At 60.3% G+C, this 23,948-nt stretch carries 21 protein-coding genes and 1 pseudogene; 10 read left to right on the top strand and 12 right to left on the bottom strand.

Annotated elements, in window-relative coordinates:
* Nucleotides 1-7: 7 nt before the first annotated feature.
* The 5 genes from WS78_RS33940 to WS78_RS33920 all read right to left on the bottom strand — a co-directional run bounded on the left by WS78_RS33940 (nt 8) and on the right by WS78_RS33920 (nt 6,741).
* The gene (locus WS78_RS33940) at nt 8-2,800 is read right to left on the bottom strand and encodes a type VI secretion system Vgr family protein (protein ID WP_198174686.1); all 2,793 of its coding nucleotides are present in this window, start codon (nt 2,798-2,800) and stop codon (nt 8-10) included.
* A 335-nt stretch (nt 2,801-3,135) separates the two neighbouring features.
* Nucleotides 3,136-3,441, bottom strand: a complete 306-nt coding sequence (locus tag WS78_RS33935) for an H-NS histone family protein (RefSeq protein WP_060822419.1) — start codon at nt 3,439-3,441, stop codon at nt 3,136-3,138.
* A 588-nt stretch (nt 3,442-4,029) separates the two neighbouring features.
* Nucleotides 4,030-5,061 (bottom strand): extracellular solute-binding protein, encoded by a 1,032-nt coding sequence (locus tag WS78_RS33930; protein ID WP_059575741.1) that lies wholly within the window; start codon nt 5,059-5,061, stop codon nt 4,030-4,032.
* A complete protein-coding gene (locus WS78_RS33925) occupies nt 5,058-5,909 on the bottom strand; it encodes an ABC transporter permease (protein WP_059575743.1) in 852 nt (283 codons plus the stop codon). The genes WS78_RS33930 and WS78_RS33925 overlap by 4 nt, the downstream gene beginning before the upstream one ends.
* The gene (locus WS78_RS33920; protein ID WP_197419431.1) at nt 5,896-6,741 is read right to left on the bottom strand and encodes an ABC transporter permease; all 846 of its coding nucleotides are present in this window, start codon (nt 6,739-6,741) and stop codon (nt 5,896-5,898) included. The genes WS78_RS33925 and WS78_RS33920 overlap by 14 nt, the downstream gene beginning before the upstream one ends.
* Nucleotides 6,742-7,304: 563 nt before the next feature.
* Between WS78_RS33920 and WS78_RS33910 the strand changes: the two genes are divergently transcribed.
* Together WS78_RS33910 and WS78_RS33905 are read left to right on the top strand one after the other, a co-directional pair.
* Nucleotides 7,305-7,757, top strand: a complete 453-nt coding sequence (locus tag WS78_RS33910) for a GNAT family N-acetyltransferase (protein ID WP_059575746.1) — start codon at nt 7,305-7,307, stop codon at nt 7,755-7,757.
* Between the two features lie 18 nt (nt 7,758-7,775).
* Entirely contained in the window at nt 7,776-8,795 is a 1,020-nt protein-coding gene (locus tag WS78_RS33905) for an AraC family transcriptional regulator (RefSeq protein WP_063889424.1), read from the top strand.
* A gap of 17 nt (nt 8,796-8,812) precedes the next feature.
* Here the strand turns inward: WS78_RS33905 and WS78_RS33900 are convergent, their stop codons facing one another.
* Together WS78_RS33900 and WS78_RS33895 are read right to left on the bottom strand one after the other, a co-directional pair.
* Entirely contained in the window at nt 8,813-9,250 is a 438-nt protein-coding gene (locus tag WS78_RS33900) for an SET domain-containing protein (RefSeq protein WP_059575748.1), read from the bottom strand.
* A gap of 1,461 nt (nt 9,251-10,711) precedes the next feature.
* The gene (locus WS78_RS33895) at nt 10,712-11,032 is read right to left on the bottom strand and encodes an H-NS histone family protein (protein ID WP_059575750.1); all 321 of its coding nucleotides are present in this window, start codon (nt 11,030-11,032) and stop codon (nt 10,712-10,714) included.
* Between WS78_RS33895 and WS78_RS36790 the strand changes: the two genes are divergently transcribed.
* Complete coding sequence (locus WS78_RS36790; protein WP_156437478.1) at nt 11,022-11,543, top strand: hypothetical protein; 522 nt, start codon at nt 11,022-11,024, stop codon at nt 11,541-11,543. The two genes, WS78_RS33895 and WS78_RS36790, sit on opposite strands and share 11 nt — an antisense overlap.
* A gap of 27 nt (nt 11,544-11,570) precedes the next feature.
* On the opposite strand, the gene WS78_RS33885 is transcribed toward WS78_RS36790, so the two are convergent.
* A protein-coding gene (locus WS78_RS33885) for an IS3 family transposase (RefSeq protein WP_394335868.1) occupies nt 11,571-12,706 on the bottom strand; the annotation gives its coding sequence in 2 pieces (ribosomal slippage) (nt 11,571-12,451 and nt 12,451-12,706; 1,137 coding nt in all).
* A gap of 22 nt (nt 12,707-12,728) precedes the next feature.
* Nucleotides 12,729-13,745, bottom strand: a complete 1,017-nt coding sequence (locus WS78_RS33880) for a hypothetical protein (protein WP_059584754.1) — start codon at nt 13,743-13,745, stop codon at nt 12,729-12,731.
* 184 nt (nt 13,746-13,929) lie between these two features.
* Here WS78_RS33880 and WS78_RS33875 point away from each other — a divergent pair.
* From WS78_RS33875 to WS78_RS33865, 3 genes and pseudogenes are all read left to right on the top strand, one after another.
* A pseudogene (locus WS78_RS33875) lies at nt 13,930-15,378 on the top strand (DNA topoisomerase 3); the annotation flags it as partial.
* Nucleotides 15,379-15,413: 35 nt separating this feature from the next.
* Complete coding sequence (locus WS78_RS33870) at nt 15,414-16,631, top strand: DUF1173 family protein (protein WP_226377348.1); 1,218 nt, start codon at nt 15,414-15,416, stop codon at nt 16,629-16,631.
* Between the two features lie 53 nt (nt 16,632-16,684).
* The gene (locus WS78_RS33865; protein WP_059584759.1) at nt 16,685-17,101 is read left to right on the top strand and encodes a hypothetical protein; all 417 of its coding nucleotides are present in this window, start codon (nt 16,685-16,687) and stop codon (nt 17,099-17,101) included.
* Here the strand turns inward: WS78_RS33865 and WS78_RS37365 are convergent.
* A complete protein-coding gene (locus WS78_RS37365) occupies nt 17,093-17,323 on the bottom strand; it encodes a hypothetical protein (RefSeq protein WP_197419465.1) in 231 nt (76 codons plus the stop codon). The two genes, WS78_RS33865 and WS78_RS37365, sit on opposite strands and share 9 nt — an antisense overlap.
* Here WS78_RS37365 and WS78_RS33860 point away from each other — a divergent pair.
* The 4 genes from WS78_RS33860 (at nt 17,216) to tnpC (ending at nt 20,630) form a co-directional block, all read left to right on the top strand.
* Nucleotides 17,216-17,887, top strand: a complete 672-nt coding sequence (locus WS78_RS33860; RefSeq protein WP_059584756.1) for a Lar family restriction alleviation protein — start codon at nt 17,216-17,218, stop codon at nt 17,885-17,887. The genes WS78_RS37365 and WS78_RS33860 overlap by 108 nt on opposite strands.
* 206 nt (nt 17,888-18,093) lie before the next feature.
* Complete coding sequence (gene tnpA / locus WS78_RS33855; protein ID WP_059584105.1) at nt 18,094-18,555, top strand: IS66-like element accessory protein TnpA; 462 nt, start codon at nt 18,094-18,096, stop codon at nt 18,553-18,555.
* Entirely contained in the window at nt 18,555-18,908 is a 354-nt protein-coding gene (tnpB, locus tag WS78_RS33850; RefSeq protein ID WP_059580646.1) for an IS66 family insertion sequence element accessory protein TnpB, read from the top strand. Before tnpA ends, tnpB begins: the two co-directional genes overlap by 1 nt.
* 99 nt (nt 18,909-19,007) lie before the next feature.
* Nucleotides 19,008-20,630, top strand: a complete 1,623-nt coding sequence (gene tnpC, locus WS78_RS33845) for an IS66 family transposase (RefSeq protein WP_059670996.1) — start codon at nt 19,008-19,010, stop codon at nt 20,628-20,630.
* A gap of 9 nt (nt 20,631-20,639) precedes the next feature.
* Here the strand turns inward: tnpC and WS78_RS33840 are convergent, their stop codons facing one another.
* Both WS78_RS33840 and WS78_RS33835 read right to left on the bottom strand, forming a co-directional pair.
* The gene (locus tag WS78_RS33840; RefSeq protein ID WP_059574446.1) at nt 20,640-20,900 is read right to left on the bottom strand and encodes a hypothetical protein; all 261 of its coding nucleotides are present in this window, start codon (nt 20,898-20,900) and stop codon (nt 20,640-20,642) included.
* A 661-nt stretch (nt 20,901-21,561) separates the two neighbouring features.
* Entirely contained in the window at nt 21,562-23,838 is a 2,277-nt protein-coding gene (locus tag WS78_RS33835) for a S8 family peptidase (protein WP_226377347.1), read from the bottom strand.
* Between the last annotated feature and the right edge of the window lie 110 nt (nt 23,839-23,948).

The following is a 23,948-nucleotide window of genomic DNA, read 5'->3' as shown; positions in this document are numbered from 1 at the left end:
CTCGGGTTCAAAGCTTCGGCTTCAGATAGTCGATCTTCGCGATACGCATCGCGTCGTCCTTGACCAGATCCGTCAGGCCGCTCGCATCGGTCTTGCCCTCGATGACGCGCCCGTCGTCCAGCGTGATCCGGAATGGCTTGTTCGCCGCCGCCGGCAAATCGCCGTCCTCGCCCGGGTAGTGCAGCTTGAAACGCTGATCCGTCGGCTGATTGCTGAACGCGGTCTTCGTCGCCTGCGCCGTCGACGGCCCGCCCCACTGGTGCGACGCCGATAGCAGCTTGATGTCGCCGTTCGTGCCGAGCGTGATGCCGCCGCCGATCTCGATGTAGCTGCCGTCCTCGGCAACGAGCCGAATCTTCGGCGCGCTCACGAACACCTCGTTCTCGTTCGTCGTGATCTTGACGCCCTTCTGCGCGTTCGCCGTCAACGTGTCGGATTGCGCCTGCAGCAGCACTGGTCCTTCGCCGGCCACCGCCTGCACGCCCGTGCCGCGAGCGAACAGCTGCATCCCCTGTCCCGCCGTCGCGTTGAACCGCTGACCGCTCATCAACTGCAGGTGCTGCTGCGCGACTTGATCGATGTTCTCGCCGGCATACGTCACGTGCGTCTTCGGGGTGACATTTACCGACCCAGCCTGTGCGCCGAACGCCATCAGCGCCTGTTCGCCGGTAGCGGCCGCCGTGCCGGCGTCGGCCGTTCCCGCGCCCGTGCCCGGCGCCCAGCTCTTGAAGGCCGCGGCCACCGCATGCTGGCCGGCCGTATCCGCGGCCTGCCCGCCGTGCTGCCCCGCGTAGTCGCCCAACGCCTTGAACAGCTCCGAGCATTCGCCGAGCAACCGAATCAGTTCGTCGCGGTCCAGTTGCCCGCCGCTCGCCTGCGTGCGCGCGTAGGTCGTCAACAGAATGCCTTGCGCCGCCCGCAGCGCCGCCGCCGCGTCAGTACGCAGCTCCGCGCCCTCGCCACGGTCGTTCCCGTGGCCGTTCTCGCGCGGTTGGGTCAGGTACCCGAGATTGAGCTGCGAATGCGCATGTTCGCTCGCCAGCTGCGCGCTGATCTGATTCGGCGTGTCGTCGAGGCGCAGCTGGTTGTACCGCTGCCCCTTGATTTCCCTCGTCTTGATGCCGGACAGGTAACGGTTGCCCGGCAGCCGGCCCGTGTGGCTGAACGTCGCTGGCGGATGCGCGCCGTTGCTCAGCACCCCGATGATCACCAACCGGTCCGGATCGCCGCCGACACAACCGAGAAGGACTTCCATGCCGACGCGCGGCAGAAACGATGCCCCAAAATTCGCTCCCGCGAGACTCGTCGCGACGCGAATCGGCGCGCTATCGCCCGCATTGTCGTTGGTGCCCGCACCCTGCGCGTGCGCGTGGTCCGCCGGATCGAGGCCGTGAATCCGCACGCGCACGCGGCCGTCCTCGTCGCAGAACACTTCTTCGTCCTCCGTGCCGACGATCGTGCCCGTCAGCAGATGCACTGGCGGCAAGTCCGTTCGCGGATCGTACGCGGGCGCAAGCGGCACGCCGCGGCGCACGCAACTGAACGTGTTCTCGTAACGCGTATCGGCATCCTCCGCGAGCGCGGCCGGTAACGCAGGAGCTGCCTGCGCGAGATTGCGGCTCGCCGCGAATAGCGCCTGCACGCGTTCGTTGAGTCCTTTCGGCAGGTTGTTCCAGACGGCGTGGTCGATCGACGTGATCACGAACTGGCGCTTGTCGGCGAGTTGCTTGTCCCATTCCGGTGCGCCCGTCAGCGTGATCCACGCACCCACGGCAAGATCGCGCACACTGCTGACGCCGTCATAGCGTTCGGCTTCGAACTCGTGCGCGAGCATGCGCGCGCGGGTGAGCCGCTCGTGATCGCTCCAAGAATCGCCCGCGTGCGGGATGTCGATCGCGACGTCGGTCAGCAACTTGGCCAGGTCGTTGCCTGACTCGCCCTGATCAAGACTCGAGCCGACGGTCGATTCGTCTATCCTCGCCTTCTTGTAGTCCCACGACGGCCGGCCGGCCTTGCCCGGAACCAGTTGCCGGTGCAGCGCGAACAGCGTGACCGTGTCGCGTTGCTCGGTGCCGCCGTCACGCGGATGCAATCGAACCGTGCCGGCGGGCGCTTGAGGCAGCGACATCGGATCGTCGCAGCATACGAGCGTATGCACCGGCGTTTCGTCGCGAACGTTCTGCATGCGCTTCGCCGGGCCGGCCTTCACAAACACGGTGATCCCTTCGCGACGCAGCAGGCGACGCACGAAGTACGCGTCCGACTCGTTGACCTGCCGCGTCAATTCGCGGGGCGGATAGCGGTCGGCGCGCAGGTGGGAAAGATCGAATTCGAACGCGCGCGCGAGAGCCGGACTGCGCTGCTGCCACTCGTTGAACAGCGCGATGAGAATGTCGACGACGTTCCGCTTCCGAAACACGCGCGAATTGGTGCGCTTGTCCATCAGCGACAACGCATCGCACACGGTCAACTGGTACACGCAGAGTTCGCCGTCGCTTTGTCCGATCTGGACGTCGCTGATGATCGCGTTCACCATATGCGGTTGTCCGCGGTCGGTCACGAGCCGGATCGATACCGGAATGCCGAGCAACACGCCGGGCGGCAGGTCGTGGCGGGTCGACACGCAGGTCAGACTCCCGCGAATCCCGGACATCAAGCCTTCCTGAACGCTCGCGTGCTGCAGCGCCAGCAGATGGCCGACCGCGGCCTGCGCGGCGCCGAAGTGCAACGCGACCGGACGTTTATTCCAGTCGACCGCCCCCGACGCGAAACCCCGTAGCGTATCGTTCAAATTGGTCACGGAAGACTCTCAGGTTTCTGCTTGGATTCGAATTGGAGGAGCATTGATTCGTGATGTGATTGAGGCGCTCCTCACGGCGCGTTAATTTTATCAAGGCTGAGACAAATGGCGGCCAAATTAACGAAGATTTACCATCGCGCTGACAGCGGATGGTTCTACAACATGGAGTTGACCTGTCAGAGTTAACAGGTCGATTCGGGAAATTGGTCCGCTGAGCATTGGCCGCAGCGTCCCTTGCGTCGAAATGGACCTCGAGAGCGGAGAAATCTCCGTCTACTGGTTCGAATTTTCATGTGTCTTTCAATGAGCGCGCGTGCGGAGTGCTCGATTGCTGATCAAGCAAATCGATCGACAAGAAATTCGTCGCGCGGCAGGCCAGCCATCCACTTTGGGCATCGGCCTCGACCGCTCCACGTTTCGCCCGTCATCGGGTTCCGATATTTCGGCGGAAGTGGGCCACGCCGCTTGTCTGGCGAGCGAAGGCGAGTCCATTGCGGAAAGATCTGGTCTGGCCGAATTTCGTACTTCAAGACAGCCCCTCGAATCTCCGAAAGTACCGCGGAGATTTCACGCTCTCTAGCTACTTCGGCTTCCTTATTGAGTGCATCGAGTTGAGCTTTCAGTTCTTCGTAAGTTGCCACAATTTCTCTCCAATAGAATTACGTTTAGACGCACGCATCCGAGCGCCGTGCGACGTCAGGGGCGGGTGTTGTGTGCCAGGCATGCGACAACACGGTGTGAATAAAAAGGCGATCGTCGATACCGACGATCGCAAAACCGCCTGCTCCGAGGCAGATCGGAGGGCAGCAGGCGGTGGCCTAAACGAGTCGGACGGTCAGGTGTCGCCCGAGCATCAGATGGAAGTGCAACGAATCTTGTTCGACTGGGCAACCGAATTCTCGGCCGGACACCGACCGGAGCGAGGCGTTAGACGACGTCCGCACATCGAGCAGTCGGAAGCATTCGTGCGTTCCGATGGAGATATATTGATCGCGCGCAACTGGCGCGTGCACTGTGGATTCGAGTGCCACGATCTTGATCGCGTCGCGGTGAATGCAAACGTTGCGACAGCGAAACGACAGGTGTGCCGATGTTCCCGTAGAATACGGTCAGCCATGGTGGTCTCTCAATGTGTGCACCTAGGTTAGGCGTCAGGCAATGTTCGCAGCATCGCCTGGCGCCGCTTCGCTTCAAATCACTTTTGGGGAAGCCGTGATCGTCACCGCAGCTTATCGATTCCCCTTCAGCTTCAACCAGACCTTGTTGCGCAACTGAATCGCGGCCGGCGAGCACAACTTGTACGGCCGGAGCCGTGCCTTGTACTGCTCCGGCGTCTTGACTGCTGGGTTGTTCAGCAACGCTGCATCAACGTAGCGATCGGAGCCGATGATCTCGTTGTTGTACCGAACCGCATTCGTCACCAACGCGATGTTCTCCGGTTGCATCATCCAATTGAGGAACTTGTAGGCGGAATCGACATTGCGGGCTTTTGCGGGGATGAGCAGGCTGTCCATGAACAGCCGAACGCCCTCCTTCGGATAGACGAACTTGATGCTCGGGAGGCGTTCCTGCGCACGCACTGCGGCGCCGTTCCAGACATGTTGAACGGTGATTTGACGGGACGCGAGGCGATCGACTGTGCCGTCGTTGCTATACGTTTTCACGAAGGGCTTCTGCTTTTGCAGGACGTCAAGTACCCGCTTTGCATCAGCCGGATTTTCGGTGCACTCATCTTGGCCCAGATACCAGCTCGCGGCCATGTACAACTCCTCTTCGACGTCTAAATCGCCGATCTGGCCGCGCAGCGCCTCAGGTGGTTCAAAGAGAGATTTCCAACTATCGTCGAGCCTCCCGCCAGGCACGCGCGCGCTGTCATAGGCGAAGCCAGTCAGTACGACCGTAAACGGGATCGCGTAGTTGCGATCGGAATCAAAGCTCGGATGGCGGTATTCCGGCTTGATGTTTGCCATGTTCGGCAACCTGTTCTTATCGAGCTTGAGCAGCAGGCCGGACCTTACCAACACGGGGACGTAATAGTCGCCGGCGATCACGACGTCGTACCCGCCGCCACCGGCCTGCAACTTCTGCGTTAGCGCTGCATCGCTCGCGTAAGTGTCAAGCGTCGTCTCGACTCCCGTCTCCGCCTGAAACTTCTTCAATAGCGCGACAGGCATAATCACGGGCCAGCTACCGACGTGGAGCTCTGCCGCCGTCGTGGTTCCAACGACAGCGAGCAGCATTGCCCCGATAATTTTCTTCATACGGCTCTCATTGTTTGAATGTTTGAATGGTACGTGTCAACACGGGTGCCGATGGATCTGCCGGCGCGGCGCGCCCCGAGCGCCCAAACCGTCAGCAACTGAATGGACGAAAGGGCAACAACCGAGACGGAAACCGCGCTGACCTTCGGCGATATCCCGATCTTCAGGGAACTGAAGATGTACATCGGCAAGGTGCTCATCCCGGCGCCCGCCAGAAAGTAGCTCGTGACGTAGTCGTTCATAGAGGCGACGAACGAGAGGAGCGCGCCTGCGACGATACCGGGCAGGACCAACGGCAACGTAATTTGACGGAATGCAGCCCATGGTGGAGCCGATAAATCAGCGGCTGCCTCGAGCAACGTGCGGTCAATCGTCTTCAACCGCGCATTGATCGGCAGATACGCGAGCGGGACACAAAACACCACGTGACCAAACAGAAGGGCGACAAAGCCAACGTCAAGCGCGAACATCGAGAAGAGCATCATCGTTGCAATCGCGAGCACCACCTCGGGAATCGCCAGCGGCAGCGCGATAACGACCGTACGCAGATCGACTGCTCGTCGCTCCCTGCGCGACCACGCCGCGACGGCGGCGCTTGTTGCCAGTCCGGTAGAAAGCACCATCGATCCCAGAGCGAGGACCAGCGAATTTTGCACTGCACGAATCAGCGTAGGATCGGCCCAGGCCTCGATGTAGCCCCGTGTGCCCCACCCTTCCCACATGAGCGCAGAAGGTCCATCGTTGAAACTCATCCAACCGACGACCAACAATGGCAGGTAGAGGAACAGCAATACGGTAATCGCGATTCCCGCCGCCAATGGAAACCGGCGCAACTCATGCGAATTCATGGCCGAGCTCCCGATGCTGGAGGATCGACTTCAGGCGCAGTACGAGCATCGCCAGAAGCACGGAGGCGAGTAGCGCAAAAGACATCGCTGCCCCGAGGGGCCAATCACGACCGCCGGCAAACTGAAAATCGATCAGATTGCCGACCATGAACGCATGATTGCCACCGAGCAAGCCCGGAATGGCGTACGCCCCAAGCGCGGGGACGAAAACTAGTCCAATGCCCGCCATGACGCCCGGCCAGCAGACAGGCACGATCACCTGCAACAGGGCTGACATTCGGTGAGCGCCGAGGTCATACGCCGCCTCGACCAGCCGCCAGTCGAAATCGTCGAGTGCGGCAAAGATCGGCAAAATCATGAACGGAGTGAACGCGTAGACGAGACCGATTAGCGTTGCGAGATCGGTGTACAAAAGACCGAGCGGACCTCGAAGCAGCCCCATAAAGCTCAAGGTTTGTGCCACTAGCCCGTTGTCGGCCATGACGATAATCCATCCAGTCATTTGCACAACAACGCAAGTCCAGAACGGGATCGTCACCAGCACTAGCAGCGCGGCTTTCCACTTCGACGTGCGCGTCGCAATAAACAGCGCGGTTGGGAATCCAAGGAGCAAGCATCCTGTTGTCGCGGATATCGCCATCATCATCGATCGAATGAAGATGCTGATATAGCCTTGTTGAAGCACGAGAGACCCATCCCAATCACGATCGAAGATCACCCGTTGATACGCTCGAAGCGTGAACTCGCCCCATGCCACCCCACCAAACTCCAGTGGCGCGTTGATTGATGAAACGGCTAGCACCGCCAGTGGGAGAACGACGCCCAAAATCATGACGAGCAGCAGAGGGTCAAAAATCAATCGCTCCACTTGCCCTGATCTGCGTAGATTTAGTGTGGGTATTCTAAACACCACCAATTACCTCGAATCGGTTAGCTCGTGCGGACGAGAGTCTTGCAAATTGGTCGCCATATTCTATAGAGCGGATCGGTGCCCATCGCGTCAATCTGTTATCTCCAAGCGCCAAAATTGTTACCGCAGTTCATCGCCGACGCTAATTGATTGACCTGTTTTGATTATCGCAACGCTCAGGCTGCGATTATTGCGCGCAATATGAGAATGTCGGCGTGGTAGCGGATTTAATGATTCTCATCACTATGAGCAACTGCCTGGTGACGAGGTTCATATATGGAGCGGTGAGCGGCACCATTATGGTGGTTCTTGCGTGATCGGAAGCCGCGAAGTGCGATCGCTTGCGTACGATGCATAGCGAGGAAGCGAAGTCTGGCGAAAATCGAGATGATGATCCGAAATGTGTAACAATCGTACCACGCACGCGCGCTCGATGAGCAGACATCGGGCGTTTCACGATGCAAAATAGAGAGAAGATAACGAATATGATTACGGCCGAGCGTTTAGAATACCGCCCTATGAAAGAGGGTGACATCGGTGCATTTTACGACGTCCGCTTCTCGGTAACCGAGAATAGGATCCACCCACATCAGATCCATTTGCTCAACCGCAGCCTTTTGATCGAGAAGATTCGCCAGGGTGGCGGCTGGATCTGCGAATGCGACGGCGAGGCGGCCGGAGTATGCCTGCCGGTCATGACCGATACGCCGTTCATTTCTGCTCTGTTTGTTAGACCGACCTTTCACAGTATGGGTGTTGGGCGCGAGTTGCTCGAGCGCGCCGTGAAATGGCTGAGAGACAATGGAGTGGACCGGGTCACGTTGGTGACAGATCCAGGCTCGCGTGCCGACGGCTTTTATCAGCATCTCGGATGGGAGCGTGGTGAGTTGGACGAATACGGCTGCCAGGTCACCTTTTCAAAGTCGCTGAGAGAATAAGCTATCCGAGGATGTTGGATGAGGCCAGTAGCCATGGCGGTCAATCGCACCGCGGCGCAGCGTCCTGCGCCGCTTCATACTATTTTCATTACGCTTGAGGTAATGAAGCGTATTGGATTGTCCAGAGAGACTCTGCTGGACGGGACTGGTATTTCACCCTCCGACGTCGAGCGTCCCAACGCGATGGTGACGCATGCTCAGGAGATGGTCTTATTTGCCAATGCGCTGAAAGCCACTGGGAATTCCGCAATCGGCCTTCATATCGGTAACGAGATACCGGTGACGGCGTATGGGCTTCGGGCTCACGCAATGCTTGTTAGCCCCACGCTTGGTGACGCGATGCGCCTCGCGTTTGAACACCCATTGCTAGGGATTAGCTATTTTCGGATGAAGTTATTGGTCGATGGCGAAGTTGCTCGAATTATTGTCGGTGGCTACACATATCGACACGATTTACTTGTTATTAACACAGACATGTGCTTTACGGCAATCCGCAGGCAGATTATTGATTTGACAGGAATGTCACCGAATTTCACGCGCATCGGATTTACTTTTTCAAGGCCTTCTCACGCGGATAGCTACTCTGAGTATTTTTCATGCCCTGCAATATTTGAATCTGAAGTAAACTTCCTGGAATTTGATGCTTCAATCTTACGGACGAAATTACCCCTTGCTCATCCCATTGAATATGAGGTGGCAAAAAAAGCCTGCGAAAAACGGGAGTTTGAATTGGCCCATTGGATGCCGACCGACCTCGTGGGGCAACTGCTTTGCCTGATGTATGAAAATCCGATCTGTCAAGATGTTGTCGAGTTCGCCGATCGGCTTGGTATGTCATTGCGCAGTTTGCAGCGCAAGCTTAAAGATATGGGGACGTCATTTAGTGCTTTGCAAGACATTGTGCGCCAAGATATCGCTTCGAAATACCTCGCTGAACGGCACTATACCGCCAAAGAAATAGCGGCTCGACTTGGATACAAAAATGCTTCTGCGTTTAGCCGCGCGATGAGGCGTTGGTCACAGGTTACTATCGACTGATTCCGATTTGCTGGGGCCTATTCGAGGGCAAGCATCGTACCGCGGCAACGCGCACTGCCGCAGTGACAAGCATATTCTTGGCGAACTTTCTCCGAGTTCGATCCGACGACCTCCAAGCCGTAGTCGAGCGAAAGTTCGTCACCCGGTGCGATATCCCGGATCACCTCAATGAAGATGCGATTCTTCGACTCGACGGCATGGCAGTTCGGCTCACACGCGTGGTTGAGCCAACGTGCGCTGTTGCCCTCAATGCTGCCGTCGATGACGCGACCGTTGGACAGTCCGAAGTAGAAGGTGTGTCCAGCGATTCCGTTGCGGCGATGCGCCACGATTGCAGTTCGCCACGTAATCACTTGCCCCTTGTACTCGAGCAACGACTCGCCTGCTTTAATTGACCGCAGCGCGAATACGCCTCGTCCGTGAATGCGCGATTTGCGCACGGTGAATCGCTTCATATGGAATCTTCGACGTCTCGAGTTAGGTTGACAATGTTGATGGGCCGTCGCTTGTCTCGATTTTCGGAAAGTACGCCCTCCCGGTCTTCTGTGACCGAGTGTCGGTAGCACGTTCGATAGTCGTGCCGTCGCTGCGACGATCCGAAGTGGCCCAAACGGAACTCACAGGTCATTTTTCGGGTGTGGCGATCATAGACGCGATCTCCGACCTGGCTACAGGCCGCTGCGTACCGGAGGTGATTTGAAGTAGGCTTCCTTGCGAGCCATCTGTCGCGCATCACCTGTGAGGATGAGGCATCGTTTCCGATCGGTGACTGAGGTACCCTTTGGCGCGTTCCGGCAACCGAAATATACGCCCGCAGTAAAGACGTCAATCTGCCTTTTCGCCGCCGTGGTTTTTGTCAATACAAATGTCACGTACGCACCGATAACGGCGCCGATGAGGATTGCGCAGCCCTGCGTCAGATTGCGATTCATTATTGAAGACAAGAGCCAGAAAGGGTTGGTGGATGCGCTCGGGACAAATAATCCCCGCGCGATATCCGTATCGCACGTTCGCGTGTCCTGGTTCACTTTGCGCTAAAACAGCTCAACTGCTTTTCAACGCTGAGCCCGGCGGCACGAGGTATATCATCAGTTAAATTTTACACTTCATCGGATTCTTTTCCTTTCTACGACTGGTACTCGTCACTGGATCTCGCCCCCACACTGATTGGGTTGGCCATCCAAACTGATTCGGACCGACGCCGATCAAGAAGAGGGGAGCTTCCGTGGTGGCGCCTTCGGTCTTCCAGAGTCGCCATGCCATGCACCGGCCGAACCGAGAGTTCCGCCGCTGGTAGGTCCGCTACTCCACAAACTATCGCTCTTCGCGCGACGCGAACTGCTCCAGCGATTGATGTGACAGGATAGAAGCGTGCGGGCGCTTGTCCGCACATCCCCATAATCGCACTTGCGGGTAACGCGTGGTCTGAGGTTTTGCGTTTTCCTTGCTATTTCGCTGTCGACGGAGCGACGCTGGCAGGCGCTCGTCCAGCTACCGTGCCATTTGACGTCATCAGATTGCCGAAGATATGAAAATCTGGGGCGACCTTCGGTATCGTTGGTGTCGGAATGGTCTGCGACGCTGACATAGAGACGGTCCACCCGGCGCAAATCACATCACCCGCCTCAACCGCGAACCCGTTGCTGAGGTCGACCGACCACGCGCGCAGCGCCAAGCTCGTTGACTTCGACAATGTCACCGGGCCGTGCCCCAACTGAGGCGAGCGTCCTTACGATGGCATCGTCGAAGGGCGATCTCCCCTTACGTGAGGCCGGTTCAGCAACGCCATAGCCGAGCTTAAATACCCCGCTCTGTTCTGACCCGCCGACAAGCCGCTTCGCCCACGTCAATATCGAACGCATGTTCAGCCCTTCTCCCTGTTTTCCGTTGTGGCGATCGTGTCGATCGACCCGACCTTACTGCTCGATCAAATAGCGTTCGCGCCTCTTTGCGTTCGCAATCCACGCCGGTGCGCGCCCCTTGCCGGACCACGTCGCCCCCGATTTGGGATCGCGGTACTTCGGCACGCTTTGCGGTTTCGACGTTGAAGTGTCCTTTGCCCGAGTCGTGCGCTTGCGACCGAACACGTCTTGCTCCGTTAGACCGTATTCGGCAACCTTAGCGCGTACGTCGGCAAGCACGGCCTCGATCTCAGCCGCGCGCAGTGCGTCGGCCTCGATCTGCAATGCCTCGATTTGAGCCTTCACATCCGAAAAGGTACGCTTAATGGCCGCCATTGTTTTCCTCTCCTGCTATTGCATTGTTTCGGCTGCCGGCCGTGCGGGGCGCTCGTGCGCCAGGTTGTTTTCCGCTGTCTCAGTTGGCTTCGCCGTTGCTCGGAAACAGCACGTCGAACCCAGGAACCGGAATCACGCGTCCGTCGTTCAAGCAAGCTGCGGCTGCGACCAAATGTTCGGACGCGGCACGCTGCGCGTGTGGCTTCCAGCCAAGGTGATCGAGTGCAGTGGCGGCCTCTTCGGCAAAGACGGCCGCAGCGTCCTCTGGCGTGATCCCATGCGATTTTATGTGTGCGTTTGCCAGGTCAATGAGCGCGTTCCGAAATGCTTCCTTCCGTTCGACGTGTGGCATGTTGTTTTCCGTTCAGTGGCCACACTCGGCCTGAGCCTGGGCACGTTCGCGCGCCTGTTGGTTCAGGTCCGCGACGGCACGATGCGACAGCAATATTCGTACGTCAGTGTTGTCGACAAGAACATAGAGGTGGCCTCACTCGTTCGGACAGTTTTCTGAGATTTTTAAGTGGAACGTCCGAGGCAATCATGCTGCCGATTTGATCGCAGGCAGCGTCGCGAAGTATGCCTCATCCGGCGTCCGATCCGCCAGGCTCGAATGGGGCCGTTTTCGGTTGTACAGCTCGATGTAGTCGCCGATGGAGCGCCGGGCATGGCTGACCGACTCGTAAGCTCGCAGGTAAACCTCTTCGTACTTGACGCTGCGCCACACGCGTTCGACGAACACGTTGTCGCGCCAGGCCCCTTTACCGTCCATCGACAGCCGCACGCCTCGACCCAGTACGGCCTCGGTGAACGCGCCCGCCGTGAACTGGCTGCCCTGATCGGTGTTCACAATGTCCGGCAGCCCGTAGCGCGCGAACGCTTCCTCGAGCGCCTCGACGGCGTGCACTGCTTCCAGCGTGATCGCCACCCGGTGCGAGAGCACCTTGCGACTTGACCAATCCACTACTGCCGTCAGGTACACGAAGCCTCGCGCCATCGGAATGTATGTCGTGTCCAGTGCCCACGCCTGATTGGCCCGGGCGATTTTCATGCCGCGCAGCAGGTACGGCCAGATCTTGTGCTGCGCATTGCGTCGGCTCGTGTTCGGCTTGCAGTACAGCGCTTCCACGCCCATGCGTTTCATCAGCGTGCGCACGCGGCGGCGGCCGACCTCATAGCCTTCCCGGCGCAACAGACGCGCCAGCATCCGCGCTCCGGCAAACGGAAACTCCATGTGCAGTTCGTCGATCCGCCGCATCAGCAACTGGTCCGCCTCGCTCACTGGCTGCGCCCGGTAATACGCGCTCGATCTCGCGATGCCAACCAGTCGCGTCTGTCGCGAAACCGGCAGCGCATGCGTACGGTCAATCATCGCTTTGCGCTCAGCAGTCCGGCTTTGCCGAGCGCTCCTGACAAAAAATCGTTCTCCAGCGTCAACTGTCCGATTTTCGCGTGCAGCGTTTTCACGTCCACCGGCGGCTCGTTCGACGGTGGAGCGGCCGCGCCGAACACATCCGCCGCACGCTCCTGCAGTTGCCGCTTCCACTCCGTGATCTGGTTCGGGTGCACATCGAACTGCTGCGCCAGTTCGGCCAGCGTGCGCTCGCCCTTGACCGCCGCCAGGGCCACTTTCGCTTTGAACGCCGCTGAGTGCGTCCGTCGGGTTCTCTTCGTCATCTTTCCGGTTCCTTTGCCTGCATTATCGCTGGCTCAGGCCCCGGGCATTCCACTTACCCGACTGTCCGAATTTGCGCGGCCACCTCTCCTCACCCACCCGCCATAACCGCTCTCCCACGGCGTCGAACAAGCCCGCTACATCGACCAGGCCGCGTGCGCGCAACAGCATCAGGGTGGCCGATAACTGCATCGCATCGTAACCATAGGGACGATCAAGAATGTCCGGAACCTTCTCACGCGGCATACCCGCCGACAGCAATACGCGAACCATCGATCGAAGGCGGGCAACATCGACGTTCAGCGGCGCCCCACCGTAGTAGTGATCGCGGACAGGTAGCCGGTCCAGTTCGTCGATGCGCTGCAGGACACCTTCATCGATCAGGGCGTGGATCACCGTGAGCGCGTAGCATCGACGAACATCCCTCCATCTCTCCGGCATGTCCTCCACCCTGGTCACGCCGAGCCGGATGACGGCATCCATATCCCCTTCTTCCAGGAAGGCGAGCGCATCGTAAGCCTTGACGGCACGCGCCAAGGGTAAATGGCGTAGCGCGTGATCGATGGCTTCGGAATAGGAGGCTCGGGTTATCCAGAGCGGCGCGACAAAACGCTCGAAAAGATACTCCCGCCCCTCATACGTTCGAACGTGTCTCAGAAGCGTTCGCCCGGCCCGCAAGCGCCAACGAAGCGGAATTAGCGGCGTGATAAACAGCCAGAGGATGACCATCCACCACTGTCGCGTCATGGGCACATACGACGGGATGCCCAGTGCGCGCTGCATCAGCGGCATCTGATCGATGTCGGGTTGCCAACCAAGCTTCCCTCGGACATGCGCCCGAAACGCCACGATGCGTTCACGCGCCTGCCGCCACGGATGCTCATGCCTGCCGTCATCTTCTTCGTCATGCGGCCAGTACGATTGGCGCGCCGACGCGGAGCTGTCCGTGATCGCGGCCATCTGTTCGGCGCGCCACGCCCGGTAGTCTTGTTGCCGTACTGTCTTCGGTTGACCTGCCGGTCGTCGGGGCAGCAACGCCATATCAATCGTCCCTGGTATGCAGTGAATGACGGAAAGCCTCAAGAATAACGCCTCCGGCTCGGCTCGCCGCGCCTACCTTTCCCTCGCCCAATAGGGCGGCACCCGACTTCTATTTTCCGCTCTGCGTTCGTCGGTCTCACTGCCATCGTGATCGGAATGATCGTGATGAATGCAAGGTGTCACCGTGCGCCTCTTTCTATGTGAGAAGCCGTCACAGGGCAAGGACATCGCCCGCGTCATCGGTGCCAGGCAACGCGGCAACGGCTGCTATCACGGCAATGGCGTCACGGTGACGTGGTGCATCGGCCATCTCGTCGAGGCCGCCGAGCCCGACGCCTACGGTGAGCAGTACAAGCAGTGGTCCATCGACCAGCTTCCGATTGTTCCCAGTCCGTGGCGCATCGAGATCAAGCCGAAGACGACGACACAGTTCACCATCGTCAAGGCGCTGATCGGCAAGGCCGACGAACTCGTCATCGCCACCGATGCCGATCGCGAAGGCGAAATGATCGCCCGCGAACTCCTCGAGTTGTGCAGCTATAGCGGTCCCATCCAGCGCCTGTGGTTGTCGGCATTGAATGATGCATCGATCCGCAAGGCGCTGGACGCGTTGCGGCCCGGCGCCGAGACGCTGCTGCTCTATCACGCGGCATTGGCACGTTCGCGCGCCGACTGGCTGGTCGGCATGAATCTCAGCCGCCTCTTCACCGTGTTGGGGCGGCAAGCTGGCTACCACGGCGTGCTGTCCGTCGGCCGCGTACAAACACCGACGCTGCGGCTGGTCGTCGACCGCGATCACGAGATCGCGCGCTTTTTGCCGGTTCCCTTCTGGACCATCGAACTTTCACTGTCTGCGAACAGCCAGCGCTTCATCGCACACTGGCAGGCGCCGGACGGCAACACGGATGACGCCGGACGTTGTCTGCAGCAGCACGTCGCGCAAGATGCTCTCGCTCGACTTCAGGGCGTGCGCGATGTCGAAGTGATCTCCTTCGACACGGAACGCGTGCGTGACGCGCCACCTCTGCCGTTCGATCTGGGCACCTTGCAGGAAACATGTTCACGGCAATTTGGGCTCGACGTGCAGGAAACGCTCGACATCGCACAGGCGCTCTACGAAACGCACAAGGCGACCACCTACCCCCACACCGACTGCGGCCATCTTCCCGAAAGCATGCTCACGGACGTACCCACTGTCCTCGCCGCGCTGGTCGCAACCGATCCCTCGTTGCGCAGACTGATGGCCACGCTCGATCCGACGCAGCGCTCCCGCGCGTGGAACGATGGCAAGATCACCGCGCACCACGGCATCATCCCCACGCTGGAACCGGCCAACCTCACGGCGATGTCCGACAACGAGCAGGCCGTCTACCGGCAGATCCGCGCGCATTATCTGGCGCAGTTCCTGCCCCATCACGAATTCGATCGCACCGTGGCGCAACTTGCAAGCGGACCGGATCGGCTGACCGCGACCGGCAAGCAGATCGCGGTGGTCGGCTGGCGCAGCGTGTTGAACGAGCCCGCATCCAACGATGGCGCAGACGACGACGGCGATGCGCCGCGTAGCCAAACGTTACCGCCGTTGACCCACGGCACGCGCTGCGCGATCGAACACGTCGATCTCAAGGCGCTTACGGTGTGCCGACTGACAAATCGACCGGACTAGTCTTGTTCGCTGGAACCAGCGCCCGGTTAGAGGACGTCCAGGAACACCCAGCCACCTTCGTCCGCCCGCTCAAGCGCGCGAAGATCAATCCGGGCTACGCGCAGTGCCTTTGCCGTGGCGCCGCGGCTCCGCTCCGCCTCCAGATCCGCCGATACTGCAGCCTGCTGCACCTCGCCGGGTGGCCGGATGAAGGCCCGTTGCACGACCGCGAGTCCTGCTCGTTCCACAAGGACCCGACCGAAGGCGAAAGCGACGCAGGGAAGACCCTGCCGGCCATCGATGCCACCGCAGCAGGCTTGCGCGCGAAGCTCGACGTCGCTCTCACGCAGGGCACGGTCGGCGCGACGTCCAGAGCCCCACGGCAAGTCGTCACCCCCACAACCTCCCGCCGGTCGGCGCCACTCCTCGGCTTCCTGCAGGCACTATGGCAAGTCGCTCGGCAAAATCGCTGGTCCGCCACCGATCGGACGCGGAACCGGGGCGTCTGCAATGCACGCATCTTGGCCGGGCTCGGGGACGCAGTGATCAACGGCGAGCCTGCGGAACAGATCCTGCACGTCATGCGCAGGTACCAGGAAGCTGAACGAGCAGCGATCAACGCGGAGTTCGACGCGTTTCTCGCCCGTGTCGGTCAGCGCGACGGCACGAACTATCGCGGCCTTGTCGTGGGCGAGATCGCAGAGATTGGCCTGACCCCTTACGGGCGCTCGCTCACCTTGCGCCAGAGCGCCAAGCGATACCACTGCAACACCGAACTGATCGCTCTCGCGGAGAAGCGTTACAGCCACGCGATGCGCGCTCTCAACGACCGTACTGCTCGTGTGGCAGCGATTCTTGTGATCGAGCGCACATTGAAGGGTCATCACGTGGTGGTCGATCTAGCCACCATGCTCTGCTCTTTGACCTACATCGCGTGCGATTCCATCCACGAAGTCGCAATGGCGAACCGGCTCGTCGCCGAAGGCCGTAGCTTCGATAAACCGATCCGGCTCGAAGACGGAGCCGAGATGCTGCCAGACTTCATCCTCATGGACACACCAGTTCCAACCCACATCGAGCTGTACGGCATGAACGGCGTGGCCGAGTACGAGACTCGCAAACGAGAAAAGCAGCGTCTTCGAGTCGCGCGTGGGATTCAAGCTGTCGAGTGGGACATTGACGTGACCGCGTTGGCCGACGTTCGATTGCCGCCCGTCGCGCGCGGAAATGCGGGAACTTGACTTCGACGTGCGAGCGGCAAGATGGAGACATCTTCACAACCAGGATGCTTCCAATGCACGGCAAGTCGCTGTTCCTCCATCGCGCGGTCTCCCGCACCGATCAGTGGGGCCCGCAGTTTCCTGCCCTCTCCATGGCGTGCCGCCATGCCGATTCCTTCTCCGGCGGCCGGCAGATCGCTATCGCCGTTACCGATAGCCGCAGACTGCGTTGCGCGATCTTCATGAACTTCGGCGCCGTCGTCGAATTCCACGCGTCGTGGCAGGAACTAGAGCGAGCCGGGACGTGGTGGCACTACGCGCGCGCCTGGCACTTCTGGGTCGTCGAGAACCGAGAATCTGCGGATCGGATGTTTCTTTGCGATTCCAGCCAACTGGTTGTGACGCCATCTGGACTGAACGCCTGTTCTGGCACGTCGACGAACGCACTCCTGTCCCTTGTGCGCGCCGCCGAGGAACAGGTGTCATCCTAGCGCTCCGGCCGGTATTGAACAGAATTCGGAGGGAGTACCATGCTTTTCTCGGTTTTGCTGGCTCGCGAAAACCGCAATAATGCCGGCGATGCGAAACTTACAGCCCTCCAACACATGATCGAACAGCTCTATCCATGTGAGCATTGTGGTGGCCGGCCAACCGTCGGCCGATCCCAACGACTCGTTGACTGCGACGAGAACCGCCGATTCGACTTCAGCCACTTCGGCAGATTCGGCGGACCGCCCGAGCTCGGCGACGTCCTTCCGCGGCCCCCTGAGGCTCCGCGGACAGAGCCCCTCGTGTCGATTTACTGCACCGATTGCGGAATGTCTACGCAATGGGAAGCAGGCGGGGAAGACGAGACAGCCGCGAAGAACCGATGCGCGGAGACATGGAACCGCCGGACAAATCGTCCCCGTACAACGCACGACGATCTACGGACGCTGATCGAGCGCGAGCTCGGTGCGTGCGACACCCAGATGGTGCTCGATATGCTGTCACGGGCCGAAGGTGACTGGGTCGAACTCGGGCCGATCTTCAAGATGTTGGCCCAGCGTATCATCGACGCGACCGTCGTCACCTTCGACACGTGGCCGATCGCGCCTGTGCTCGAGGACGCCAGCCGGTATCGGAAACTCGTTCAGCTCGCTAAGTGGATCGAAGTCGACGGCCAGGACTATGTCCAGTTTTCGAAAATTCACTCACCGAGCGAGCACTGCGATTTCCTGTTCGAAGACCGGATCGCGATCGCCGTCGACGCTATGCCGGATCGCGACCGCTGGTAGGCGTCCGGAGCCACCTCCGACATACGGCCAATACTTGATCGCTTGGTGCGTGGCCGCCGAAGCCCGCGCTGAGCGAAAAAAAGCCGGCTAACGCCGGCTTAAAGATGGTTCTAGCTTTTCCGTAAGCGCGAATTTAACCCCACCTAGAATCGAAAGCTGAACGAGCGCAGGCTTGCGTCCGCAACTACAACTTGCGGACGCAACCGATGACACAGAACGAAGTTGATTTCCTGCCACTGCGGGTGACCGGCGTGACCGCGACGGGCAAGCGCAGGTTTGACGCCGAGGGTAAGCGCAAGCTGATTGAAGCCTGCCTGCAGCCGGGCGCGTCAATTGCCGGACTGGCGTTGAAGGCGGGTGTGAACGCGAACCAGCTGCATAAGTGGATTCAATTGCGCGAACGCGCGAATGCTGCTGTGACGGCGTGCGTCGAGCCCTTGCCATCGGCATTCGTGCCGGTCGTTCCGATCAACGAGGTGGCACCGGTGCGCACGAACCCCGAGCCGGTGAACGTACGGCGAACGTCACACAGGTACGAAGCGGCGAAGGCAATGACGCCGGCGCGACTATCAGCGCAGTTGCCCAACGGCGTAACGCTACAGCTCGAATGCGCCGCACACGATGGCGCTCTCGTGAAGGCGATGATCGAAGCGTTGGGGGCACGCTGATGTTCCGCTTCGACGCGGACCTGCAGATCTACCTGCACCGCGAGCCCATCGACTTCCGCGCCGGCATCAACAGCCTCGTCGCGCTGGTCGAGCAGTCGATGCTGCTCGATCCGCTTGCGCGAGCCGTCTTCGCGTTCCACAACCGCAAACGCGATCGCGTGAAGCTTCTGCTGTATGACCGGGCCGGATTCTGGCTCCTATTGAAACGCCTCGAGGCCGACCGTTTCGTTTGGCCCCGCCGTCAGCAAGCCGTGATCGAACTGACGGCCGAGCAGCTTCACCTGCTGCTCGACGGCGTCGATATCGACGCCGTGCGCCGCCACCCAGCGCGGCAGTACTGCCACACGAACTGAAGCAGGGTATCGCCGCTGTTGTCAGTAAACAACGGCGGCTTTAGCTGTTACAAATTCGCGTAAACCTATTTGGCTCTGCGTTTCGCTATCGTTGAGCGCATGTCCCCTCCCAATCTCCCCCGACTTCCGCGCACCGCCAAGGCCTATATCCACAAGCTGGAGGAGCGGGTGGCGGCCGATGCTCAGGTCATTGCCGAGCGTGACGCCAGGATCGACGAATTGACCAAGCGCCTGGATGCGCTGGAAGAGCAATATCGTCTCGCGTTGGCCCGACAGTACGCGCCGAAGAGCGAGAAGCGCCGCGACCGCGTGTTCAACGAGGCCGAAGAGGCAGCCCACGCTGAGCCGGCCGAGGAGGACGACGGCGAGCCGCTGACGTTGCCCGATACCGGGTTGCCGGAACCCGGCCAGCCTGAACCGCGCAAGCGTGGCCGCAAACCGCTGCCCGCGGACCTGCCGCGCGAGCGAATCGAGTACGACCTGCCCGAAGACCAGAAGATCTGCCCGTGCTGCAGCAAGGCAATGCATCGGATGGGCGAGGAAATCAGCGAACAGTTGCACATGCAGGTCAAGGTCTCGGTGCTGCAGCACGCGCGTTTCAAGTACGCGTGTCGGCACTGCGAGCGTCACGGCACGCACACACCGATCGTGGTCGCGCCGATGCCGGCGCAGCCCTTGCCGGGTAGTCACGCCAGTGCATCGATGATCGCCGCCGTCACGGCCGGCAAGTATGTCGACGGCACGCCGCTGTACCGGATGGAAGACGTGCTCGCACGCTCGAATATCGCAGTCAGCCGCGGTACGCTGGCGAACTGGATCATCCGCCCCGCCGAGCTTCACTACACGCGCCTGTTCAAGGCGCTCAAGAAGATTCTGCTCAGCCAGTGGCTGATTCACGGCGACGAGACCACCGTCCAGGTCCTGAAGGAGAACGGCCGAAACGCGCAGGACAAGTCATACATGTGGGTCTACCGAAGCGCGGAGGATAGCGAGCAGCCGGTGGTGCTGTTTGAGTACCAGCCGGGGCGTGGCCAGCAGTACCCGAAGGAGTTCCTCGGAGACTACGCGGGCACGCTGATGACGGACGGCTGGCCTGCGTGGCGGACGGTCAAATCGGCCACGCACCTCGGATGCCTTGCGCATGGACGCCGGATGTTCACGGATGCGCTCAAGGGGCAGAAGAACAAACCGAGCCCCCGCATCACGAAGGCGCTCGAATTCTTCCAGGCGCTGTACCAGGTCGAGACGCTCGCCAAACAGACGTTGCCCGAAGGCGAGACGCTGGCCGATTACCGGTACCGCTTGCGCCAACAGCACAGCGTGCCGTTGCTAAACGCCTTCAAGAGTTGGCTCGACGAGCTCGCGCCGAAGGTTCTGCCCAAGAGCCTGCTAGGCGAGGCGATCGGCTACTGTCTCCGGCAATGGCCTTACCTGAGTCGCTATGTGGACGATGGCCGGTTTGCAATAGACAACAACGTCATCGAACGCGACATCAGGCCGTTTGCCACGGCGAGAAAGTCGTGGCTCTTCAGCGATACGGTCGACGGCGCGAAAGCGAGCGCGATGGTCTACAGCCTGATGCTCACGTGTCGAGCCTGTGGCGTCGATCCCCATGCCTATCTGCTGCACGTGCTGACCGAATTGCCGCAGCGCGCACCGGATGCCGATATTAGCGACCTGCTACCGTTCAACTTCGCTCGACAGCAAGCCGTTACCGGGTAACTCCGATCGCTACCGCGCTGGGCCGAAGTATTGGTCCCACTGTTCCGAATCGGGATCGAGTCGGCGCACAATCGCGTCGTCTGCCCGCGCGATCAACCGTTCCAGCATCTGGCGCTTCGTTACCGAGTAACGGCGAGCTAACCGCGTCAGAGCAAGATACGCTTCCGTGCTCATCCACATATCCAGACGTCGATCACCGTTGCCGTCCTTGCCTGCCGTCTCGCGCCTTGCCCGATAAGCCGCCTGCCGCTGCGCCGTCGTTTGCGTCATCTCGCATCTCCTTCGTTACCCGGTAACTATCGATTCGAAACATGTTACCCGGTAACACGTCACCTAACGACGTGTGGCGGATTTAGCGCTTACGCTTTTCCGAGGGCCTTGCCAGAACCTGAGAGACACACTCAGTTTATCGATCGCCGGCCTCGCTCAATGAGCGTATGCCTGACGATTTCCATACTCATTCTGGCAATCACGCATCAGACCGAAAAACAACACAGATTTCTGCGGATGTCGCTGTCCGACCGATAGTGTTGAAAAACTCAGTTTTACCCGCGGACGCACCGCGCCGAGAAAAATCGGCCTCTCAGATCACTCTACAAGCCGCTCGTGAGCATCGGTTAGGGGTAAGCGGTCCCCTGAAAACTCACTCGGGTACCCGACGGAAGAGTTTTTCAACACTATCGACCCGGCCCGGTCATCCGACATGTCGGCCATCGGATGGCTGCTTCCTGGCGCGTTGCTGTCATCTTCTCCCTGGTGGGGGATAACGAGTGGTTAGGCCGCTGGCCTCGTTCAAAGCGCCCTCAAGCGGCGCTTCCAAACGTGCTGGCCTCTGACTGCATTGGAAACGGCCATGATGACTGTGTCCAGATTGCTCGCAGCATCTTTTGCGCGCGTGGAGATGAGCGCTCTGCGGGGTCCGAGCCGACTATCAGACCTCGATCGCAATCTTGTTCGCGATCACGCTGTACAGGTCGATGTCCGTCTGCTCCGTTCGCAACGAAACGATGAGGCTATAGCGAGCGGGCAAGGCGTAGCGCTCTAGACTAGGGCGCGTGCGCCACCAGCCTGCGGACGGATAGACGGCTAGAAAACCGCGGCTGGCCAACTCCGCGGCGGTGCCTTCCCAGACATCCTGATGTAGCGAGCCGCGGTGCCGCTGTCGGTCGCCCAGGTGCCACCCGGCGTCGCGAGGGTTGGCGGCAGCGCCATCGTCTTCCTGCTGCGCGGCCGCGTTGATCCGAGCCACGAAATCCTCGACTGATGCCTCAAGAGGCCGCTTGAGGTCAAATCGCAGGCGATGTGACGGATAGTGGAACTTCGAGGTTGCACCGCGGGCCGATGGATTGGGCTCCACGAAATAAGACAGCGTGACTCGCATCTGCACCCGGGCGTTTTGCAGGGCCTCAAGCTCCTCCTTCGGCCATGGCAGCGCATGCAGATTCATATCGCGGCTGACTACGCCGCGCCCCTTCTCCTTGGTGTAAGGGTGGACTGCATCTTCGATGACCAGAGACAACGAGTTACCCGCACTCCAGAGCGCAAGCTCGAGATCCGGCGTTCCCCAGCCGCAATGACGGATCAAATTCACATAGTCCTGCTTACTGGGTTGCCCACCGGCAGGCAGGAACATTTGCCGCATCGCTGGCGTCCACTCAGCGGCGTGAACGATCAGGGCTCGGACCGTTTCAGCCCGGAATTGCGGGTACGCCGCCATGACCTGGGCGGCCATCCTCGCGCAGAGAGCCGATGCCGCACTCGTCGCATTGGTCGTCGTGAACAAGCGCTCGTCGGGCACGTTGTGCGTAGTGAGCAGATTGAGAGCGGGAACTCCGGAAGCACCCAGCTTGTCCTTGCCGACATTGCCCCCTTCGAAAACCACGTCGGGTTTCAAGGGCCACGCACTGTCCCATGTACGCGATGTCGTGGTGTACGGGCTGAGGCCGCCTTCCGCAGCAATCGCCGCCAGGCCCGCGATTTCAGTGTCAATCTTGTGCGTGCAGGCGCCGACGGTCAGTGCATTCCAAGCTTGTCCCGGGTCGTGCACGAGGTTCGTCGCCAAGCTATCGGGATACGTCATCCAAGCGTCGTGACTGCGGGTGTTGCCAGATGCCAGAACGAACAGCCGCGGGGTTTCGCCTCCGCCATCGACATCTGACGCAAGGCGGTCAAGCATCGCCGACCACGAGGAGGGGCGACCGCGATCACGGTAGTCGGATGCGGTGACCGCCGTCGCGAAAACCCGCGCACGGTCGGGATGGGTGATCTCTGGTCGGCTGACCGCCTCGGCGAACAGGTAGGCATGATGCCTGGCGTCACCTGCGTTGTCGCCCTCTTCGGAAACGAGCTTCACAGACTCCAGTCGATGCGTCACCGTGACTGGCGCGGCCTGTCCCACGGCCGCGGTGAGTTCGCCGTAGGTAGCCAGACCTGCCAGGCCAGTCCCGTGATTGGCTGTGTCGTCGACTCCCCAGGCGGGGTTGACAGTGTGCTGGTCGGGCCCGTGCAGCAGCGGCGCCAGCATCGGATGACCACGATTGACCCCCGAGTCGATGAGGCAGACATGCGGCGCGCCGGCAGCAGGCCAAACGGCGTGCGCCAGCATGTCGTCCATCCACGCGCCTTGCTCTTCAACACCCATCCCATCGAAGAATTCAGCCGTGTCCTTCGCCTTGCGAAGTTCGGCAACGCAGTTGAGTAGCAGCACCGACTGGCTCAACTGCGCTTCGGATCCGAACATCGTGATGACTGTTCGCTCGGGAAAATTCGCCTGGTGCTCGCTGACTTCGCAATCTGCCGACTGCGCAAGTTTCCGAAAATCTTCAACAACCTTCAGCCGATCTTCTCGTACCGGCAGCCACACTTCCCACCAGAACGCTGTGCCAGCGTCGTCGGGTAGGAGTGCCGGGTCGTCGGTCCACAGTGCGCGTAGCTCTGCTTGACGGATAGACGCGATAGTGTTCAGCAGTGGCTTGTGGTCGAGCGATTGACCAGATGCACCCTTGCGGTCAGCCAGGTACTCGGCGACGTAGGTCTCGAAGTGCTCCAGCTTGCCATCAGGAACGAACACGTTGGCAAAGGTCACGTCGCCCGCCTTGCGGACGCTGAGCAACTCGATGTGCTTCGTCTCGTTTCCGAGGCTCTGGAAAGCCAGTTCAACGTCGGGCTGGCCCTCGAATTCGACCTGAAGGCCGAGGCCGCTTTCCATACCGCTTTCTCGCTGGGCCTGTGTTGCCTGCGCCATCAATGGTCTGAGCGCTTGCAGCTGTCCCTGAAGCGCCTGGCCATGTGTTTGTCGATCCCTCGCCGGTAGTGTCG

It is taken from the genome of Burkholderia savannae, assembly GCF_001524445.2.
Lineage (GTDB): Bacteria > Pseudomonadota > Gammaproteobacteria > Burkholderiales > Burkholderiaceae > Burkholderia > Burkholderia savannae.
The sequence above is the reverse complement of the archived record's forward strand: the minus strand, read 5'-3'. Positions and strand labels throughout refer to the sequence as shown.

Coding starts and splice junctions, on each gene's coding strand:
- WS78_RS33930 (WP_059575741.1), bottom strand. CDS start 5,061: ATGAAGAAAATTATCGGGGCAATGCTGCTCGCTGTCGTTGGAACCACG.
- WS78_RS33925 (WP_059575743.1), bottom strand. CDS start 5,909: ATGAATTCGCATGAGTTGCGCCGGTTTCCATTGGCGGCGGGAATCGCG.
- WS78_RS33920 (WP_197419431.1), bottom strand. CDS start 6,741: ATGATTTTGGGCGTCGTTCTCCCACTGGCGGTGCTAGCCGTTTCATCA.
- WS78_RS33910 (WP_059575746.1), top strand. CDS start 7,305: ATGATTACGGCCGAGCGTTTAGAATACCGCCCTATGAAAGAGGGTGAC.
- WS78_RS33905 (WP_063889424.1), top strand. CDS start 7,776: ATGAGGCCAGTAGCCATGGCGGTCAATCGCACCGCGGCGCAGCGTCCT.
- WS78_RS33900 (WP_059575748.1), bottom strand. CDS start 9,250: ATGAAGCGATTCACCGTGCGCAAATCGCGCATTCACGGACGAGGCGTA.
- WS78_RS36790 (WP_156437478.1), top strand. CDS start 11,022: ATGGCCGCCATTGTTTTCCTCTCCTGCTATTGCATTGTTTCGGCTGCC.
- WS78_RS33895 (WP_059575750.1), bottom strand. CDS start 11,032: ATGGCGGCCATTAAGCGTACCTTTTCGGATGTGAAGGCTCAAATCGAG.
- WS78_RS33880 (WP_059584754.1), bottom strand. CDS start 13,745: ATGGCGTTGCTGCCCCGACGACCGGCAGGTCAACCGAAGACAGTACGG.
- WS78_RS33865 (WP_059584759.1), top strand. CDS start 16,685: ATGCACGGCAAGTCGCTGTTCCTCCATCGCGCGGTCTCCCGCACCGAT.
- WS78_RS33860 (WP_059584756.1), top strand. CDS start 17,216: ATGATCGAACAGCTCTATCCATGTGAGCATTGTGGTGGCCGGCCAACC.
- tnpA (WP_059584105.1), top strand. CDS start 18,094: ATGACACAGAACGAAGTTGATTTCCTGCCACTGCGGGTGACCGGCGTG.
- tnpB (WP_059580646.1), top strand. CDS start 18,555: ATGTTCCGCTTCGACGCGGACCTGCAGATCTACCTGCACCGCGAGCCC.
- tnpC (WP_059670996.1), top strand. CDS start 19,008: ATGTCCCCTCCCAATCTCCCCCGACTTCCGCGCACCGCCAAGGCCTAT.
- WS78_RS33840 (WP_059574446.1), bottom strand. CDS start 20,900: ATGACGCAAACGACGGCGCAGCGGCAGGCGGCTTATCGGGCAAGGCGC.
- WS78_RS33835 (WP_226377347.1), bottom strand. CDS start 23,838: ATGGAAAGCGGCCTCGGCCTTCAGGTCGAATTCGAGGGCCAGCCCGAC.